Here is a 17,552-nt window from a genome sequence, read left to right as displayed (position 1 = left end):
CCATGAAAACCATCTTCAGCCTGTTGCTGTTGTCGGCGAGCCTGGGCGCCACCGCGCTCGCTGCCGAAGTCCCGTTGCTGCCGGCAGGCGACACCGACCAGGTCGCAACCCGGGTCGTATCGCGCCCCGCTCCCGTGACGCCCGTCGAACACTCGCCGGTGCGGTTCTCCTGGGCACTCGACCCCACCGACGACCTGCGCCAACCCGAGCCGTTCGTGGTCGAGAGCCGCGAGTACTGGCAGACCGTGGATGCGGCCGAATTGCAGCGTGGCGTGGAAGTCTCCACCAGCGCACCCGGGGCAATCATCCGCGTCAGCCCGGCGCATGCGGGCGCCGCAGTCGATGTCGATGCACTGCGGGTGACCCGCGGCGGCCGAACCGTCGCACTGGCTCGTCGAAATGATGGCGCACAGCTACGGGCCGCGGGCATGCAGGTCAACGAGCGTGCCGCCGCCGTGCAACTCGCCGACGCCGCCCCGGCGGGTCGCTACCGGTTGCAGATGCCGAAGGCCAGCGGGCAGTACGTGGTCCACGTCTACGAGCCGCGCAGCACGGTGCGCCTGTTCGCCGCACTTGCGCGCGACCGCGTCCTCGCCGGTGGCGCCAGCACCATCGTGGTGAACCTGTCCGATGGCGACCGGCGCCTGCAGGGACTGAAGGCCGGCGGACTGCTGGTCGCGCCCTCGGGCGAAAGCTGGCCGATCCGCCTGCGTCCCGGCAGGGACGGCCTGTTGCGCGGCAAGGTGCCGGTCCCGACTGAGGTCGATCACGAACAGGGTCTGTGGGAAGTGCAGGTGTTCGCCGGCAACGGCGACGTGCAACGCGACGCACGCACTGCGCTGGCAGTCGCGCAGCCCACCGCCAGGCTGGTCGGCGACTACAGCTTCGATGCGGCGCAATTGCAGTTCGCATTGCCGATGACGGTCGGCTCGCCGGGGCGCTACGAGGTTCGCGGCACGCTGTACGCGACCGCACCGGGCGGCGCGCTGCAGCCGGTCTCGATTGCCCACAGCGCGGACTGGCTCACGCCGGGCCGGGACCGCCTGCTGCTTGGCTTCGACCGCGGCAACCTTCCTGCCGGTTACGGCGCGCCGTTCGAGTTGCGGGACCTGGAACTCAACGACCAGTCGCGGATGGCGCCCATCGAGCGCCGGGCCCGGGCGGCACGGGTGAGCCGCTAGCAGCGCGGAAGTGCATCCGGCGACGCCTGTCGTTGCCGGATGCACGCCCGCCTGTGTCGCGTTTTGGCGATACCGCAGTAAGGTGGGAGCCTTCCCGTCGGATCAGTCCCATGAAGAAGTGGATCGCCCTGCCCGTCCTCGTCGCGGTGTTGCTGCTGGGCTACCTCGCCGCCGGCCCGTTCATCGCCTACAACGCGATCCGCGAGGCCGTGCAGGCGCAGGACACCGCGGAACTGGCGGAGCACGTGGACTTCCCGGAACTGCGCCGCAACCTCAAGCTGCAGGTCGATGACTACGTGGTGCGCAAGGCGGGGGCCGACGTGCAGTCGAGCCTGCTTGGCGCGTTCGCGGTGCGGATTGCCAGCGGAATCGCCGGCGGCATGGTCGACACGATGGTGACGCCGGTCGGCATTGGTGCGTTGATGGAAGGCCGCTCGGTCTGGCACCGCGCCAGCGGCGGCGGCATCACCGACAACACCTACGAGACTGCGCCGACGCCGGACCGTTTGCAGGAAGCCGACTACGGCTTCGAATCGCTGTCGCGCTTCACCGCCACGGTCCAGAGCGAGGATGGGCAGCCGTTGACGTTCGTGCTGAGCCGGCAGGGGTTGGAATGGAAGTTGACGGATATCCGCCTGCCGCTGGGCAGCGACGCCGAATCCCTGTAGGAGCGGCTTTAGCCGCGATCGGGAATCGGTGCTGGCTGACGGTTTCTGATCGCGGCTAAAGCCGCTCCTACGGAACACGGAATCGCGTGGCTCAACGCGAGGGCTTTCCTTCCGGAGCCACCGGATTCGCCACGCCGTGCGGCACATGCCCGGCAGTCACCAGCCCACGTGCCGACTCGATGTTGTGCTCGGAATCGTCGAAGAAGATATCGGCGCCGAATGCTTCCAGGAACGGTCCCTTCGAGCGCCCGCCAAGGAACAGTGCCTCGTCCAGGCGGATTCCCCACTCGCGCAGGGTGCGGATCACGCGCTCGTGCGCCGGCACCGAGCGCGCAGTGACCAGCGCGGTACGGATCGGCGCGTCCTCGCCAGTGGGGAACGCCGCCTGCAACCGGTGCAATGCATCGAGGAAGCCGCGGAACGGGCCACCTGACAGTGGTTCACCGGCATGGCTGCGTTCGTGTTCCGAGAATGCCGCCAGTCCGCCTTCGCGTGACACCCGTTCGCTTTCGTCGCCGAAGATCACCGCGTCACCGTCGAACGCGATGCGCAACTGGTCGGGCCGGTGGTGTGGCGCGCGCGGCGACAACAGCGCACCGGGCAACAACGTCGCCGCGGCGACGCCGGCGGCCAGTGCGCTGCGCACGTCCTCGCCATGGGTCGACAGGAACAGGTCGGCACCGAATGGCCGGATGTAGGGAAACGGCGGCGCGCCGTTGCTGAAGGCCGCGCGCTTGATCGCCAGGCCATGGTGGGCGATCGAGTTGAAGATGCGCAGTCCGGTATCCGCCGAGTTGCGCGAAATCAGGATGACCTCGACCCGCGGCGCCTCCGGCGGCGCGCCGTCGTTGAGTCCAAGCAGCTTGCGCACAAGCGGGAACGCAATGCCCGGTTGCAGCAGCTCGTCCTCGTGGCTGCGCTGGAATGCGGCGTAGGCATCCAGCCCCTCGCGCTCGAACAGTGCGTGGCTGTCCTCCAGGTCGAACAGGGTGCGCGAGGAGATCGCGACGATCAGCGGGTCGGCTTGGCTGTCTGGCATGCACCCATTTTGCCCGGTTACGGTCGCATCGACTGCGACGGCGAAAAGCCCGGCTTCCGAAGGCTTCAGCCGGTTGTGAACTGCTCGGCCAGCATCCGTTCCTCGAGGTTGTGCTCGGGATCGAACAGCAACGTCACCGTGCGGTCGTGCGACTCGCGGACCATGACCTCGACCACGTCGCGGACCTCGTGCGAGTCGGCCGTGGCGCTGACCGGACGCTTGTAGGGATCGAGCACGCGGAAGCGGATCTCGGTTTCCGCCTTGAGCACGGCCCCACGCCAGCGTCGCGGACGGAACGCGGCGATCGGGGTGAGCGCGATGACGTTGGCACCCAGCGGCAGGATCGGCCCATGTGCCGAGAAATTGTAGGCGGTGCTGCCGGCCGGGGTGGCGACAAGAACGCCATCGCAGATCAACTCGTCGAGCCGGCTCTGGCCGCTGAGCTCGATCGACAGGTGCGCGGCCTGGCGGGTCTGCCGCAACAGCGACACCTCGTTGTAGGCCAGCGAACCGACAGTCGCGCCGGACTCGGTCTGCGCGACCATCTCCAGCGGACGCAGCACGGCCGGCTCGGCCGCGTGGATGCGCTCCAGCAGGCCGTCGGAGGCCAGGTGGTTCATCAGGAAACCGATGGTGCCGAGCTTCATCCCGTAGACGGGAACACCCAAGCCGCCATGTCGATGCAGGGTCTGCAGCATGAAGCCATCGCCACCGAGTGCGACCAGCACGTCGGCCTCTTCGGGGGCGTGGTCCTCATGGCGCGTTCGCAACTCCGCGAGCGCCGCCTGTGCCTCGTCGGCGGAACTGGCGAGGAAAGCGATGCGGGGCGTCGCGGTCATCGTCTGCGCTGTCATGACCGGCAGGATAACGCAGGCCGACGGACAGGATGGGCGGCGGCGCTTGGCCGCCGCCCACGTTGTGACGCCTGCGGTCAGGCCTCGGCGGCCGCCGCGACCTGGGCCAGGCGGCGTACCGCCACCGACACCGTCGGATAGTCCAGGGTCTTCTGGTTCAGCAGGTCGGCCAGCATCGCCAGGGTGAAGCGCAACGTCGGCTCATCGCGCTGCAACCAGCGCTCGACCTTCTCCGCGGCCGGCTTCTTGCCGCCCGTGGCAAGGATCTGCCCGACCAGGGCGCGATGCTGCGCACCCAACTCGTCGCGCAGGGCGCCACGGGCGAGCGCCTGCCAACGGCCGTCGACCGGCAGTGCCTCGATCTGGTCGTACAGCCACGGCATGTTCAGCGCGGCACCAAGGCCGAAGTAGGCCCGGGCAACCTCGACCGGCGACAGCTTGCGGGCGTGGCCGATCTCGACGATGTCGCAGGCGAACTCCAGCATCGGCAACGCAGCGAGCTGCTCCGACAACGCGTTGGGCATGCCCTTGGCCTTCCAGTCCGCAAGGCTGGCGTTGAACTCCTCGCGGCGGACCTCGGACATCGTGCCCGGCAGCGCCTCGCGCACGGTCTTCAGGCCGTCGCCATAGCGCGCCATAGCGGCGGTGATCTCCGGCATCGCACCCGGCCGCGACAGCAGCCAACGCGACATCGAACGCATCAGCTGCCAGATCGCCTGCAGCGCATCGATCTGCACCGACTCGGCGACCTTGCCGTCGAGCGCGTCGATCTGCGCCCACAGGCCGCGTGCATCAAGCGCCTCGCGCGCAATGGTATAGGCCTCGGCGACCTCGGCCGCGCTGCGACCGGTGTCCTCCTGCATGCGCAGGGTGAACGTCGCACCCATGCGGTTCACCATCGAGTTGGTCACCGCGGTGGCTATGATCTCGCGCTTCAGGCGATGGTTCTCCATCACCTTGGCGTACTTGGCCTGCAGCGGCTGCGGGAAGTAGCGCACCAGTTCCTTCGACAGGTACGGATCTTCCGGCACGTCGGAGTCGACCAGTTGCTGGAACAGCACCAGCTTGCTGTACGACAGCAGGACCGCCAGTTCCGGCCGGGTCAGGCCCTGTCCACGCGCCTTGCGCTCGGCGATTTCCGCATCGCTGGGCAGGTACTCGATCTGGCGATCGAGCAGGCCCTGCGACTCCAGCGTACGGATGAAGTGCTGCTTGGAACCCAGCCGCGGGATCGACATGCGCTCCATCAGGCTGATCGCCTGGTTCTGCCGGTAGTTGTCGGTCAGCACCAGCGATGCGACTTCGTCGGTCATCGACGCCAGCAGCTTGTTGCGCGCCGGCACGGTCAGCTTCTTCCCCTGGACCAGCAGGTTGAGCAGGATCTTGATGTTGACTTCGTGGTCGGAAGTATCCACGCCCGCGGAGTTGTCGATGAAGTCGGTGTTGAGCAGCACGTCGTGCTGGGCCGCCTCGATCCGCCCGAGCTGGGTCATGCCGAGGTTGCCGCCCTCGCCCACGACCTTGCAGCGCAGGTCACGGCCGTCCACGCGCAATGCGTTGTTGGCACGGTCGCCGACATCCGCGTTGCTCTCGCTGCTGCCCTTGATGTAGGTGCCGATGCCGCCGTTCCACAGCAGGTCGACCGGCGCCTTGAGGATCGCACTCATCAGTTCGGTCGGGCTGAGCGCAGCCACGCCCGTGTCGATGCCAAGCGCTTCGCGGACCTGCGGCGACAACGGGATCGACTTTGCCGAGCGCGGGAACACGCCGCCGCCCTTGCTGATCAGCGACGTGTCGTAGTCCTCCCAGCTCGAGCGCGGGACCTTGAACATGCGTTGGCGTTCCTTGAACGTCACCGCGGCGTCCGGGTCCGGGTCGAGGAAGATGTGGCGGTGGTCGAACGCGGCAACCAGGCGGATGTGCCTGCTCAGCAGCATGCCGTTGCCGAACACGTCGCCGGACATGTCACCGATGCCGACCGCGGTGAAGTCCTGCTTCTGGCTGTTGCGACCCATGGCCAGGAAGTGGCGCTTGACCGACTCCCACGCGCCACGGGCGGTGATGCCCATGCCCTTGTGGTCGTAGCCGACCGAGCCGCCCGATGCGAACGCGTCGTCGAGCCAGTAACCGTGCTCGCGGGCGATGCCGTTGGCGATGTCGGAGAACGACGCAGTGCCCTTGTCGGCCGCGACCACCAGGTATGGATCGTCCTGGTCGTGGCGAACCACGTTGGCCGGGTGCACGACCTTGTCGTCGACCAGGTTGTCGGTGATGTCGAGCAGGCCGTTGATGAACATCCTGTAGCAGGCGACGCCCTCGGCGTGGATCGCGTCACGGCTTTCCGGTGTAGTGCCGCCGGCCGGCGGCTTCTTGCTGATGAACCCGCCCTTGGAACCGACCGGCACGATCACGGTGTTCTTGACCATCTGCGCCTTGACCAGGCCCAGCACCTCGGTGCGGAAATCCTCGCGACGGTCCGACCAGCGCAGGCCGCCACGGGCGACCGGCCCGAAGCGCAGGTGGATGCCTTCCACGCGCGGGCCGTAGACGAAGATCTCGCGATACGGACGCGGCTTCGGCAGGTCCGGCACCTCGGCCGAATCGAACTTGTAGCTGACGTAGCCCTTGCCCTCGTCGCCGTCGGCGTCCTGGTAGTAGCTGGTGCGCAGCGTCGCTTCGATCACGCCGATGAAGCTGCGCAGGATGCGGTCCTCGTCGAGGCTGGACACGCGGTCGAGCAGGCTCTTGAGGGTGTTGCGGGCCACGGTGACCTGCACGTCGCGGTTGCCGCTGCGCGCGGCCACGACCGGCTTCAACGCGGCCAGCAAGGCCTCGTCGCCAGCGCAGATGCGCGCGAACTGGCGGGTCAGGCGTTCCATCCCCGCCTTGATCTCCGCCTTGTCTTCCTTGCCGGTGGTGGGGTCGAAACGCGCCTCGAACAGTTCCACCAGCAGGCGCGCGAGCACCGGGTAACGGATGAAGGTGTCCTCGACATAGGCCTGCGAGAACGGCACGCCAACCTGCTGCAGGTACTTGCTGTAGGCGCGCAGCATCGCGACCTGGCGCCACGACATGCCCGCGGCCAGCACCAGCTGGTTGAACCGGTCGTTCTCGGCGTCGCCACGCCAGATCCGCGCGAATGCCTCGACGAAGTTCTCGTCGATGTCGGCGATGTCCACTTCGGCGCTGGCGATCTCGACCTCGAAGTCCTGGATGTACATCAGGTTGCTATGGGCATAGAGCCGGTACGGATGCTCGGAGATCACCCTCAGGCCCATGTTTTCCATCGTCGGCAACGCATCCGACAACGGGATGTCGTCGTTCTGGCGATAGAACTTGAAGCGCAGCCCGCCCACGCCCGGGCGCGTGCGGTACAGGCTCAGGCGCAGGTCGTCCGGGCCCTTGAGCGCGGCGAGGTGCTCGACGTCATCGGCCGCGATCGACACCGAAACGTCCTCGATGTAACCGGCCGGCAACGCGCGGCCATAGCCATTGGCCAGCTCGAGGCCTCGCTGCTCGCCATGGCGCTCGACCAGCAGTTCACGCAGGTCGTCGCGCCAGTTGCGAACGATCTCGGCCAGCTCGGCCTCGATCGCGGCGTTGTCGACCTGGATCGCTTCGCCGGACTTCGGCCGCACCAGCAGGTGCAACTGGGCCAGCGGCGACTCGCCGAGCACCACCGTGGTGTCGATATGTTCACCGTGCAGCACGCGCTTGAGCATCGCCTCGATGCGCAGGCGCACGTCGGTGTTGAAGCGGTCGCGCGGGATGTAGACCAGGCCGGAGAAGAACCGGCCGTAGCGGTCGCGGCGCAGGAACAGCTTGCTGCGCACGCGCTCCTGCAGGCCGAGGATGCCGGTGCTGGTGCGCAGCAGCTCCTCGCCGGTCGACTGGAACAACTCGTCGCGCGGCAGGGTTTCGAGGATGTGGCGCAAGGCCTTGCCGCTGTGGCTGTCGTCGGCCAGGCCGGACTGCTTCATCACGTAGTTGTGGCGCTCGCGCACCAGCGGGATGTCCCAGGGGCGGCGGTTGTAGGCGCTGGAGGTGTACAGGCCGAGGAAGCGGTCCTCGCGCACGGGCTTGCCCTTGGCGTCGAAGCTGAGCACGCCGATGTAGTCCATGTAGCCGGGGCGGTGGACGGTGGCGCGGGCGTTGGTCTTGGTCAGGATCAGGGCATCGACCGAGCCCGACTGCGGCATGTAATGCGCCGCAAGCGAGGTCAGCGGACGCGGCTTGCGGGTGTCCTGCCCGCGCAGCAGGCCAAGGCCGGAGCCCTTGACCGCGCACAGCACTTCCTGTCCGTCCTTGCGGATCACCTCGTACTGGCGGTAACCGAGGAAGGTGAAGTGGTTGTCGGCGGCCCAGCGCAGGAACTCCTGCGCCTCCTTGCGTCCTTCCTCGCTGACCGGCAGCTTGCGCCCACCGAGTTCGTCGGCGGTCTCGAGCATCTTGTTGCGCATGTCGGACCAGTCGCGAACCATCGCCCGGACATCGCCGAGCACCGTCAGCACGGCCTTCTCGACCTTCGGCATGGCATCGGTCGACAGCCGGTCGATCTCCAGGTGCATAAGCGATTCGGGTTCGCCCTCGCCGACCTTGACCAGCTTGCCCGACTTGTCGCGCTTGAACGGCACCACCGGGTGGCCGAGCACGTGCACGCCGATGTCCTGCTCCGCAAGCGCCATGGTCACCGAGTCGACCAGGAACGGCATGTCGTCGTTGGCGATCTGCAGCACGGTGTGCGGCGACTCCCAACCGTGGGTCTTCAACGACGGATTGAACAGCCGCACCCGTGCGGTTCCCGGCTTGCGGCTGCGGGAGAAATCAAAGAAATCGCAGGCCAGCGCGGCCCAGCCCTCGGGCGAATGCTTGGACACCTCGTCCTCGCCCATGCGCTTGTAGAACGCCGTGGCGAATGCCTCCGCTTCAACCTGGCGCGCCTTGGGCAGGCGCTTGCCGATCGCGTCGAGAATGGGCTTCAACGAAACGGTGTCGCTGTTTTCGGCCTTGCCGCGGGCCGACTTTTTCGCCGGTGCCTTGCGGCTCGCAGGCCTGGCGGAGGCGGCTTTCCCGGTGGCGGATGCGGGGGCTTTCGATTTGGTGCTCATGTGAACGTGTCGTCCAATGCAGTGAGGCCCGCGCTTGCGCACGGGCCATGGTCAGGGATCAGTACAGATGGCAAGGCATGCGCACGACGACGGAGCCCGCGGGGGCGTCCACGTCGTGCACAACGATCGGGATGTCGCGGCGATCGCAGCCGCGCTGCGCATGGCAGGCCGCGGTGAACCGGCAACTCGTGGAATGCATGTTCAGCGCAACCCGGTCTCGTGGCGGGCGATCACCAGCCGCTGGATCTCACTGGTGCCCTCGTAGATCTCGGTGATCTTGGCATCGCGGAAATAGCGCTCGATAGGCATTTCCTTGGAGTAGCCCATGCCGCCATGGATCTGCAGCGCCTGGTGGGTGATCCACATCGCCGCCTCGGACGAGGTCAGCTTGGCGATCGCCGCCTCGTTGCTGAAGCGCGCACCGCCCTTCTCGTGCTCGCCCTTCTGCCACGCCGCGCGCAGGGTCAGCAGCAGCGAGGCGTCGATCTTGCACTTCATGTCGGCGATCTTGGCCTGGGTCATCTGGAACGCGCCGATCGGCTGGCCGAAGGCCTTGCGCTCGCGCACGTACTCCAGGGTCGCCTCGTAGGCCGCGCGGGCGATGCCGATGGCCTGGCTGGCGATGCCGATGCGGCCGGCGTCGAGCACGCTCATCGCGATCTTGAAGCCGTGGCCCTCCTCGCCCAGCACGTCTTCGGGCCTGGCGACGTAGTCGGTGAACTCGATCTCGCAGGTGGCCGAGGCGCGGATGCCGAGCTTGGGCTCGGTCTTGCCGCGGTGGAAACCTTCGCGCTCGCCATCGACCAGGAACGCGGTGATGCCGCGCGCGCCCTTGTCGGCGTCGGTCATCGCGAACAGCACGAAGTACTTGGCGACCGGGCCGGAGGTGATCCAGCTCTTCTTGCCGTTGATCTTGTAGCTGCCATCGGCCTGCTTGACCGCCTTGCAGCGCATCGCTGTGGCGTCGGAACCGGATTGCGGTTCGGTCAGCGCGAACGCGCCGATTTCCTTGCCTTCGGCGATTGCACGCACGTAGGTCTGCTTCTGTTCCTCGGTACCGAATTTCAGGATGCCGTTGCAGAACAGCGAATTGTTGACCGACACGATGGTCGAATGGGCGGCGTCGGCGGCGGCGATCTCGACCATCGCCAGCACGTAGGAGATCGGGTCCATCCCGGCACCGCCGTACTCGGCCGGCACCTCGATGCCCATCAGGCCGTTCTCGCCAAGGGTGCGGATGTTTTCGAGCGGAAACTCACCGGTCCGGTCGTGGTGCTCGGCGCTCGGCGCGATCTTCTCCTGCGCGATGCGGCGCGCCACGTCCTGGATCATCAACTGTTCTTCGGTGAAGCGAAAATCCACGTCGGCACCTCGGTTTGGTCGAATTGGGGCAGCAATCCGGCAATTGTATCCCCGCGCGCCGCGTAACCGAACCCGTCGACCCGTTCGCCGACTCCCGCCCGGCTTGACCCTGCCGTCGGCGGGGAACAAACTTATCGCTGTATCGCGATAAGCGCATGAATGACGTGGTGGACACATGGATCTGGAAGGCTGGTCGGCACGACTCAAGGTGTTCGCGGATGCGACCCGGGTGCGACTGCTCGCATTGATCGAGCGCGAAGAACTGACCGTCGCCGAGCTGTCGGCCATCACCCGCCTCGCGCAGCCACGCGTGTCGACCCATCTGGCGAGGTTGAAGGACGCCGGGCTGGTTCGCGATCGCCGCGCGGGCGTGTCGGCGTACTACCGTTTCGAGGAGACCGCGCTCGACAACGCCCAGCGCGCCTTGTGGAAGACGCTGCGCGAGGGCAGCGACGATCCGTTGCTGAGGCAGGACGCCGAGCGCGTGCCCGCGGTGCTGGCGATGCGCGCGGCCGACCAGAACTGGGCCGATTCGGTCGCCGGCGACATGGAGCGGCACTACTCGCCCGGTCGCACCTGGGAAGCGATGGCGCGATCGGCGCTGCCACTGCTGGAACCCGGCGACGTGCTCGACATCGCGTCCGGCGACGGCGTGCTCGCCGAGTTGCTGGCTCCGCACTCCCATCGTTATGTCTGCCTGGACTCCAGCACCAAGGTCGTGCTCGCGGCATCCGAGCGCCTGCGCAAGCTGGAGAACGTCGAGGTGCAGGAAGGCGACATGCATGCCCTGCCCTTCGACGACGCGCATTTCGACCTCGTCGCACTGATGCATGCATTGACCTATGCCGACGAACCGGCCAGGGCCGTCGCCGAGGCGGCACGGGTCCTGCGCCCGGGCGGTCGGTTACTGCTGACCAGCCTGGCGCGCCACGAACACCGCTCCGTCGTCGAGTCGTACGGCCACGTCAACCTCGGTTTCAGCGAGAAGGAGCTGCAGAAGTTCGCCAGCAAGGCCGGCTTGTCGATCACCAGTTGCGAAACCGTGACGCGCGAACGCCGGCCGCCGCATTTCGAGGTGATCGCACTGATTGCCCGCAAGAAGCCCGCACGCGGCCGGGCCTGAGAACCACACGCCGAGGATCTGCCGATGTCCACCCTGCCCTGGCTCAACCCCGAGCGCGCCGAAGGACTGCAACGTGCGCTGCGCGAACGCATCCTGGTGATCGACGGAGCGATGGGCACGATGATCCAGCAGCACGCGCTGGAAGAAGCCGATTACCGCGGCGAGCGTTTCGCCGAAGGGTTCGACGGCCTGCTTGAGTCCAGCGACCACACTCATGGTCCAGGATGCGGTTGCGCCCACGACCAGCGCGGCAACAACGACCTGCTGAGCCTGACCCGGCCGGACATCATCGAAGCGATCCACGCCGACTACCTCGCCGCGGGCGCCGACCTGGTCGAAACCAACACCTTCAACTCGACCACGCTGTCGCTGTCGGACTATGGCTTGCAACACCTCGCGCGCGAACTCAACGAGACCGGAGCCCGGATCGCCCGCGCCGCCTGCGACGCCGCCGAGGCGAAGACCCCGGACCAACCGCGGTTCGTGATCGGCGTGCTCGGCCCGACCAGCCGTACCGCGTCGCTGAGTCCCGACGTCAACCGTCCCGGCTTCCGCGCGGTCGACTTCGACGACTTGCGCATCGCCTATCGCGAGGCCGCCGATGGCCTGGTCGACGGTGGCGCCGACGTGCTGATGGTCGAAACGGTGTTCGACACGCTCAATGCCAAGGCCGCGCTGTTCGCGATCGCCGAGGCGTTCGATGCCCGTGGGGCGCGGCTGCCGGTAATGGTGTCGGGGACGATCACCGACGCTTCCGGCCGCACCCTGTCGGGCCAGACCGCCGAAGCCTTCTGGTATTCGCTGCGCCACGCCCAGCCGCTCGCGATCGGGCTCAATTGCGCGCTCGGCGCGAAGGACCTGCGGCCGCATGTCGACGTGCTCTCGCAAATCGCCGACACCCACGTCAGCACCCACCCGAACGCCGGCCTGCCGAATGCATTCGGCGGCTATGACGAAACCCCGGAGGACATGGCGACGATGCTGCGGGAGTTCGCCGAGTCGGGGCTGCTGAATCTCGTCGGTGGCTGCTGCGGCACCACCCCGGCGCATATCGCCGCTATCGCCGAAGCCGTGCGTGGCCTCGCCCCACGCGAAGTACCGCGACTGGCCGACGCCGCATGAGCATCGCCCGCCAGACCCGCCTCAGCGGCCTCGAGCCGCTGACGATCACCCCCGAATCCAACTTCATCAACGTGGGCGAGCGCACCAACGTCACCGGCAGCGCGCAGTTCCGCAAGCTGATCAAGGACGACCGCTATGACGAGGCCGTCTCGGTCGCGCGGCAACAGGTCGAGAGCGGCGCGCAGGTACTCGACGTCAACATGGACGAAGGCCTGCTCGACTCTGAACAGGCGATGGTCACCTACCTCAACCTGATTGCCGCCGAGCCCGACATCGCCCGCATCCCGGTGATGGTCGACAGCTCCAGGTGGACGGTCATCGAGGCCGGGCTGAAGTGCCTGCAGGGCAAGGGCATCGTCAACTCGATCTCGATGAAGGAAGGCGAAGGCGAGTTCCTGCGCCAGGCCCGGCTGGTGCGCCGCTACGGCGCCGCCGTGGTGGTGATGGCGTTCGACGAGGACGGCCAGGCCAACACCGTGCAGCGCAAGGTCGATATCTGCGCGCGCGCGTTCAAGCTGCTGACCGAACAGGTCGGCTTCCCGCCCGAGGACATCATCTTCGACCCGAACGTGTTCGCGATCGCCACCGGCATCGAGGAGCACAACGACTACGGCGTGGCGTTCATCGAGGCCGCGCGCGAGATCCGCCGTCGCTTCCCGCTGAGCCACATTTCCGGCGGCGTCTCCAACGTCAGCTTCTCGTTCCGTGGCAATGAAACGGTACGGCAGGCGATCCACACGGTGTTCCTGTACCACGCGATCCGCGCCGGCATGGACATGGGCATCGTCAACGCCGGCGCGCTGCCGCTGTACGACGACCTCGACGCCGAATTGCGCACTGCCGTCGAGGACGTGGTGCTCAACCGCAATCCCGAGGCCACCGAGACCCTGCTGACCCTCGCCGAGCGCTACCGCGGCAAGAAGGGCGAGAAGAAGGTCGAGGACCTCGCCTGGCGCCAGCAGCCGGTGCGCGCGCGCATCAGCCATTCGCTGGTGCACGGCATCGACCAGTACGTCATCGAGGACACCGAGGAGGCCCGCGCCGAGGCCGCACGCCCGCTCGACGTGATTGAAGGCCCGCTGATGGACGGCATGAACGTGGTCGGCGACCTGTTCGGCGCCGGCAAGATGTTCCTGCCGCAGGTGGTCAAGTCGGCACGCGTGATGAAGAAGGCGGTCGCCCACCTGCTGCCCTTCATCGAGGCCGAGAAACTGCGCACCGGCGACACCGGCAAGTCCAACGGCAAGATCGTCATGGCGACGGTCAAGGGCGACGTCCACGACATCGGCAAGAACATCGTCGGCGTGGTGCTGGCCTGCAACAACTTCGAGGTGATCGACCTCGGGGTGATGGTGCCGGCGCAGAAGATCCTCGACACCGCCAAGGCCGAGAACGCCGACTTGATCGGTCTGTCGGGCCTGATCACGCCGTCGCTGGAGGAGATGAGCCACGTGGCCCGCGAGATGCAGCGGCAGGACTTCACCATCCCGCTGCTGATCGGCGGCGCGACCACCTCGCGCGCGCACACCGCGCTGAAGATCGACCCGCATTACAAACCCGGCACGGTGTGGGTGAAGGACGCTTCGCGCGCGGTCGGCGTCGCCCAGTCGCTGATCAGCCTCGAAACCCGCGCACCGTTCATCGCCGCCAATGCCTCCGACTACGCCGACATCCGCGAGCGCCATCGCAACCGGGATGGCGGCAAACGGCTGGTGTCGTTGGCCAGGGCCCGCGCCCAGCGCTTCGACGGCGACTGGGACAACTACGATCCCCCGACACCGAAACAGCCAGGGCTGCAGGCATTCGACGACTATCCACTGGACGAGTTGGTTCCCCTGATCGACTGGACCCCGTTCTTCCAGGCTTGGGAGTTGCACGGCCGCTACCCGGCGATCCTCACCGACGAGGTGGTCGGCAGCCAGGCCAGCGAACTGTTCCGCGACGCGCAGGCGATGCTCAAGCGGATCATCGATGAGAAATGGCTGACCGCGAAGGCGGTGTTCGGGCTGTGGCCGGCCAACAGTGTCGGGGACGACGTGGTCGCCGACATCGATGGCACCCCGACCACGATCCACTTCCTGCGGCAGCAGGCCGACAAGCCGCCGGAGCGGCCCGACTTCTGCCTGGCCGATTTCATCGCCCCGCGCGACAGCGGCAAGCCGGACTGGATCGGCGCGTTCGCGGTCACCGCCGGCCTCGGCATCGAGCCGCACGTCGCGCGCTTCCAGGCCGACCACGACGACTACAACGCGATCCTGCTCAAGGCCCTCGCCGACCGCCTCGCCGAAACCCTCGCCGAGCGCATCCACCAGCGCGTGCGCACCGAGTTCTGGGGCTATGCGGCCGACGAGTCACTGGATGCGGAGGCGCTGATCGACGAGAAGTACCGTGGCATCCGCCCGGCACCGGGCTACCCGGCCTGCCCCGAGCACAGCGAGAAGGCGACGATCTTCAGGCTGCTCGACCCGGCCAGCAACGCCGGCATGCAACTGACCGAGAACTTCGCGATGACCCCGGCCGCGGCGGTCTCGGGCTTCTACTTCAGCCACCCGCGCAGCCAGTACTTCGTGGTCGGCCGGGTGTCGAAGGAACAGGCCGCCGACTACGCCAGACGCAAGGGCGTCGACCTCGCGCAGGCCGAGCGCTGGCTGGCCTCGAACCTGGACTACGACCCGGAATAGTTTCGTCTGGCCGGGCTCCTGTAGAAGCGGCTTCAGCCGCGATCGAATAATCGTTCGCCCGCACCGATTCCAGATCGCGGCTGAAGCCGCTCCTACAAAGCCCGCGAAGTCAGGTCCGCTGCCCTACCAGACCAGGTCGTCGGGCACCTGGTACTTCGGGTCGGCGTACGAGTCGCCCTCGACCGGCGCTTCCGGGTCCACCTTCAGCGCCACCGCCGGAGCAAACACCTGCTCGGCCTGGGCCAGCAGTTCGGCCGTGACCAGCAGATAACGGCCATCCATCTGCAGCACGCCCAACTCGCCCGCATTGAGCGCCTTCAGCTGCTCGGCGGTCACATGGATGCGCTTGATCTTGCCGCCGTACGGGAAGTGCCGGGCGATGTCGGCATTGGCCACGTTGAGGCCCTTGTCCTTGACCAGTTCAGCCAGGCGCGCGCGCGCCTCGCGACGCTGCCGTGCTTCCGCCTGCCTGGCCTGCTCCGCGCGGATGCGTTCGTCCTTCTCGCGCTGCGAGCGGATCGCGTAGGCCTTGGCGAGGTCGATGTCTTCCCGCGAATTCGGCTTGTCCCGCCCCGGCCGGGAGGCGCCGCGGTCCGGGGCCCCTTTGGTCTGGCCGGGTCGCGATTGGCCGGACTGCGGCTTTCCGCGCCCACCACGCCGATCCTGCGGTGCGGCGCCCGGCCGGCCACCACGTTTCGCGCCATCGGCACGTTTGGGCTCGGGTGCCGGCGGTTTGAAGCCAAGCCCGAGAAGCTGGTTGCGAAGTGTGTCGTTGCTCATGTTGGTCGTCGCGGCCATCGCGCAGGCGCGGGCCGGTAAAGGTCAGTAATGGGGCGGAGGCGGCTCCGCCGACGGATCGGCGGACAGCGGGTTGGCCGACATCGCGCCACGCAGTTGCTTCAACTCCTCCAGCGCACGGTGCAGCAGGAGGCTGTTGCGCGCCTCCTCGTCCCGGGCCGCGGCAAGCGCGTCGCTGAGTTCGCCGATCGTGTGCTCCTGGAACGACAGCCGCGTTTCCAGGTCGACCAGGCGGCCTTCGATGTCATTGCTCATTTCAACTCCCGTACCCGCCAGGGCGCGACCGGACCGAACGCCCCCGGCCTATGCCGTAGTACGCGATGTTGGCGGCCTCGACTTCAGCAGGATGATAAAGGTTGCGGCCGTCGAAAATCGCGCGGTCGGCCAACGCGGCACGCAATTGTGCGAAATCGGGGCTGCGGAACTGCTTCCATTCGGTGGCCACCACCAGTGCGTCGGCGCCGTCCAGGGCATCCTGGCTCGACGCGCAATGGACCAGGTCGGCACGTTCGCCATAGATGCGACGGGCCTCGGTGCCGGCCTCGGGATCGTAGGCGCGCACCCTGGCACCCGCGGACCACAATTGCTCGAGCAGGCGCCGGCTGGGGGCCTCGCGCATGTCATCGGTATCGGGCTTGAACGCCAGGCCCCACAAGGCGAATGTCTTGCCGGCGACGTTTCCGTCGTAGTGGCGTTCGATCAACTGCCAAAGGTGGCCCTTCTGGTGCTCGTTCACCGCTTGGACCGCTTCCAGCAGCCGGGCATCGAGACCGGCGTGCCGGGCAGTGCGGGACAACGCATGGACGTCCTTCGGGAAACACGAGCCACCATAGCCGGCGCCGGCATAGATGAAGTGCCAGCCGATGCGAGGATCCGAGCCGATGCCCTGGCGAACCATCTCTATGTCCGCACCCACCTGCTCGGCAATGTTCGCCATTTCGTTCATGAAACTGATCCTGGTCGCCAACATCGCGTTGGCGGCGTACTTGGTCAGTTCGGCCGATCGCGTATCCATCACCACGACCCGGTCGCGGTTGCGGACGAAGGGCGAGTACAGGCGCCGCAAGGTCTCGACCGCCGCGGCGTTTTCGGAGCCGATGATGATGCGATCGGGGCGCATGCAGTCGCTGACCGCGTCGCCCTCCTTCAGGAATTCCGGATTGGCGACGACCTCGAACGCGACCTCGATCTTGCGCGCGGCGAGGCTGGAGGCAATGGCTTCGCGCACCCGGTCCGCGGTCCCTACCGGCACGGTCGATTTATCGACCACCACCATCGGCTTTTCCAGGTGCCTGCCGATCGTCGCGGCGACTTCGAGCACGTACTGCAGGTCGGCGCTGCCGTCCTCGCCTGGCGGCGTGCCGACCGCGATGAAAACCACGTCGGCATGACCGATGGCCTCTGCCGCGTCGCAACTGAAACGCAGGCGCCCGGCGGCGTGGTTGGCTTGCACCATGGGCGCCAGGCCCGGCTCGAAGATCGGCACGACCCCGCGATTGAGGCCATCGACCTTGTCCGCGTCGATGTCGACGCAGACAACGTCATTGCCGACTTCGGCCAGGCAGGTGCCCGTGACCAGCCCGACATAACCGGTACCGAAGATGCTGACGCGCATG

Annotated in this window: 13 protein-coding genes; 6 read left to right on the top strand and 7 right to left on the bottom strand. The window is 67.2% G+C overall.

Annotated elements, in window-relative coordinates; translation table 11 throughout:
* Positions 1–2 precede the first annotated feature (2 nt).
* Together ACT9F5_RS01670 and ACT9F5_RS01665 are read left to right on the top strand one after the other, a co-directional pair.
* Positions 3–1,181: a DUF4785 domain-containing protein gene (locus ACT9F5_RS01670; RefSeq protein WP_445118210.1), complete on the top strand. Its 1,179-nt coding sequence runs from the start codon at positions 3–5 to the stop codon at positions 1,179–1,181.
* Positions 1,182–1,291: 110 nt separating this feature from the next.
* Positions 1,292–1,849 (top strand): DUF2939 domain-containing protein, encoded by a 558-nt coding sequence (locus tag ACT9F5_RS01665; protein ID WP_445118209.1) that lies wholly within the window; start codon positions 1,292–1,294, stop codon positions 1,847–1,849.
* 91 nt (positions 1,850–1,940) lie between these two features.
* On the opposite strand, the gene ACT9F5_RS01660 is transcribed toward ACT9F5_RS01665, so the two are convergent.
* From ACT9F5_RS01660 to ACT9F5_RS01650, 3 genes are all read right to left on the bottom strand, one after another.
* On the bottom strand, positions 1,941–2,888 hold the full coding sequence (locus ACT9F5_RS01660) for a 5'-nucleotidase (RefSeq protein ID WP_445118208.1): 948 nt from the start codon (positions 2,886–2,888) through the stop codon (positions 1,941–1,943).
* Between the two features lie 65 nt (positions 2,889–2,953).
* Entirely contained in the window at positions 2,954–3,727 is a 774-nt protein-coding gene (locus ACT9F5_RS01655; protein ID WP_445118207.1) for an NAD kinase, read from the bottom strand.
* A gap of 92 nt (positions 3,728–3,819) precedes the next feature.
* The gene (locus ACT9F5_RS01650) at positions 3,820–8,724 is read right to left on the bottom strand and encodes an NAD-glutamate dehydrogenase domain-containing protein (protein WP_445118206.1); all 4,905 of its coding nucleotides are present in this window, start codon (positions 8,722–8,724) and stop codon (positions 3,820–3,822) included.
* Between ACT9F5_RS01650 and ACT9F5_RS01645 the strand changes: the two genes are divergently transcribed.
* Positions 8,714–8,854, top strand: coding sequence for a hypothetical protein (locus ACT9F5_RS01645; protein ID WP_445118205.1), 141 nt, complete (start codon positions 8,714–8,716; stop codon positions 8,852–8,854). The two genes, ACT9F5_RS01650 and ACT9F5_RS01645, sit on opposite strands and share 11 nt — an antisense overlap.
* A gap of 197 nt (positions 8,855–9,051) precedes the next feature.
* Here the strand turns inward: ACT9F5_RS01645 and ACT9F5_RS01640 are convergent, their stop codons facing one another.
* Entirely contained in the window at positions 9,052–10,236 is a 1,185-nt protein-coding gene (locus tag ACT9F5_RS01640; RefSeq protein ID WP_445119467.1) for an acyl-CoA dehydrogenase family protein, read from the bottom strand.
* 151 nt (positions 10,237–10,387) lie between these two features.
* Between ACT9F5_RS01640 and ACT9F5_RS01635 the strand changes: the two genes are divergently transcribed.
* From ACT9F5_RS01635 to metH, 3 genes are read left to right on the top strand one after another with little or no spacing between them, the layout of a single operon-like run.
* Positions 10,388–11,335: a metalloregulator ArsR/SmtB family transcription factor gene (locus ACT9F5_RS01635; protein ID WP_445118204.1), complete on the top strand. Its 948-nt coding sequence runs from the start codon at positions 10,388–10,390 to the stop codon at positions 11,333–11,335.
* A gap of 24 nt (positions 11,336–11,359) precedes the next feature.
* Complete coding sequence (locus ACT9F5_RS01630) at positions 11,360–12,457, top strand: homocysteine S-methyltransferase family protein (protein WP_445118203.1); 1,098 nt, start codon at positions 11,360–11,362, stop codon at positions 12,455–12,457.
* The gene (gene metH / locus ACT9F5_RS01625) at positions 12,454–15,138 is read left to right on the top strand and encodes a methionine synthase (protein WP_445118202.1); all 2,685 of its coding nucleotides are present in this window, start codon (positions 12,454–12,456) and stop codon (positions 15,136–15,138) included. Before ACT9F5_RS01630 ends, metH begins: the two co-directional genes overlap by 4 nt.
* A gap of 123 nt (positions 15,139–15,261) precedes the next feature.
* Here the strand turns inward: metH and ACT9F5_RS01620 are convergent, their stop codons facing one another.
* The 3 genes from ACT9F5_RS01620 to ACT9F5_RS01610 are packed head-to-tail and all read right to left on the bottom strand — an operon-like array spanning position 15,262 to position 17,551.
* Positions 15,262–15,936 carry a DUF2058 family protein gene (locus ACT9F5_RS01620; RefSeq protein WP_445118201.1) on the bottom strand — a complete coding sequence of 225 codons (675 nt, stop codon included), beginning with the start codon at positions 15,934–15,936 and terminating at the stop codon, positions 15,262–15,264.
* A gap of 24 nt (positions 15,937–15,960) precedes the next feature.
* Positions 15,961–16,191: a SlyX family protein gene (locus ACT9F5_RS01615; protein ID WP_445118200.1), complete on the bottom strand. Its 231-nt coding sequence runs from the start codon at positions 16,189–16,191 to the stop codon at positions 15,961–15,963.
* Between the two features lies 1 nt (position 16,192).
* Positions 16,193–17,551 carry a nucleotide sugar dehydrogenase gene (locus ACT9F5_RS01610; protein ID WP_445118199.1) on the bottom strand — a complete coding sequence of 453 codons (1,359 nt, stop codon included), beginning with the start codon at positions 17,549–17,551 and terminating at the stop codon, positions 16,193–16,195.
* Position 17,552: the final 1 nt, after the last annotated feature.

This window comes from Lysobacter sp. F6437, assembly GCF_052547215.1.
Note: the sequence above shows the minus strand (reverse complement) of the source record. Positions and strands in the feature narration are given on the sequence as shown.

Bases quoted from the DNA above. Each gene is read 5' to 3' on its own strand.
- ACT9F5_RS01670 (WP_445118210.1), top strand. From the start codon at position 3: ATGAAAACCATCTTCAGCCTGTTGCTGTTGTCGGCGAGCCTGGGCGCC.
- ACT9F5_RS01665 (WP_445118209.1), top strand. From the start codon at position 1,292: ATGAAGAAGTGGATCGCCCTGCCCGTCCTCGTCGCGGTGTTGCTGCTG.
- ACT9F5_RS01660 (WP_445118208.1), bottom strand. From the start codon at position 2,888: ATGCCAGACAGCCAAGCCGACCCGCTGATCGTCGCGATCTCCTCGCGC.
- ACT9F5_RS01655 (WP_445118207.1), bottom strand. From the start codon at position 3,727: ATGACCGCGACGCCCCGCATCGCTTTCCTCGCCAGTTCCGCCGACGAG.
- ACT9F5_RS01645 (WP_445118205.1), top strand. From the start codon at position 8,714: ATGGGCTTCAACGAAACGGTGTCGCTGTTTTCGGCCTTGCCGCGGGCC.
- ACT9F5_RS01635 (WP_445118204.1), top strand. From the start codon at position 10,388: ATGGATCTGGAAGGCTGGTCGGCACGACTCAAGGTGTTCGCGGATGCG.
- ACT9F5_RS01630 (WP_445118203.1), top strand. From the start codon at position 11,360: ATGTCCACCCTGCCCTGGCTCAACCCCGAGCGCGCCGAAGGACTGCAA.
- metH (WP_445118202.1), top strand. From the start codon at position 12,454: ATGAGCATCGCCCGCCAGACCCGCCTCAGCGGCCTCGAGCCGCTGACG.
- ACT9F5_RS01620 (WP_445118201.1), bottom strand. From the start codon at position 15,936: ATGGCCGCGACGACCAACATGAGCAACGACACACTTCGCAACCAGCTT.
- ACT9F5_RS01615 (WP_445118200.1), bottom strand. From the start codon at position 16,191: ATGAGCAATGACATCGAAGGCCGCCTGGTCGACCTGGAAACGCGGCTG.
- ACT9F5_RS01610 (WP_445118199.1), bottom strand. From the start codon at position 17,551: ATGCGCGTCAGCATCTTCGGTACCGGTTATGTCGGGCTGGTCACGGGC.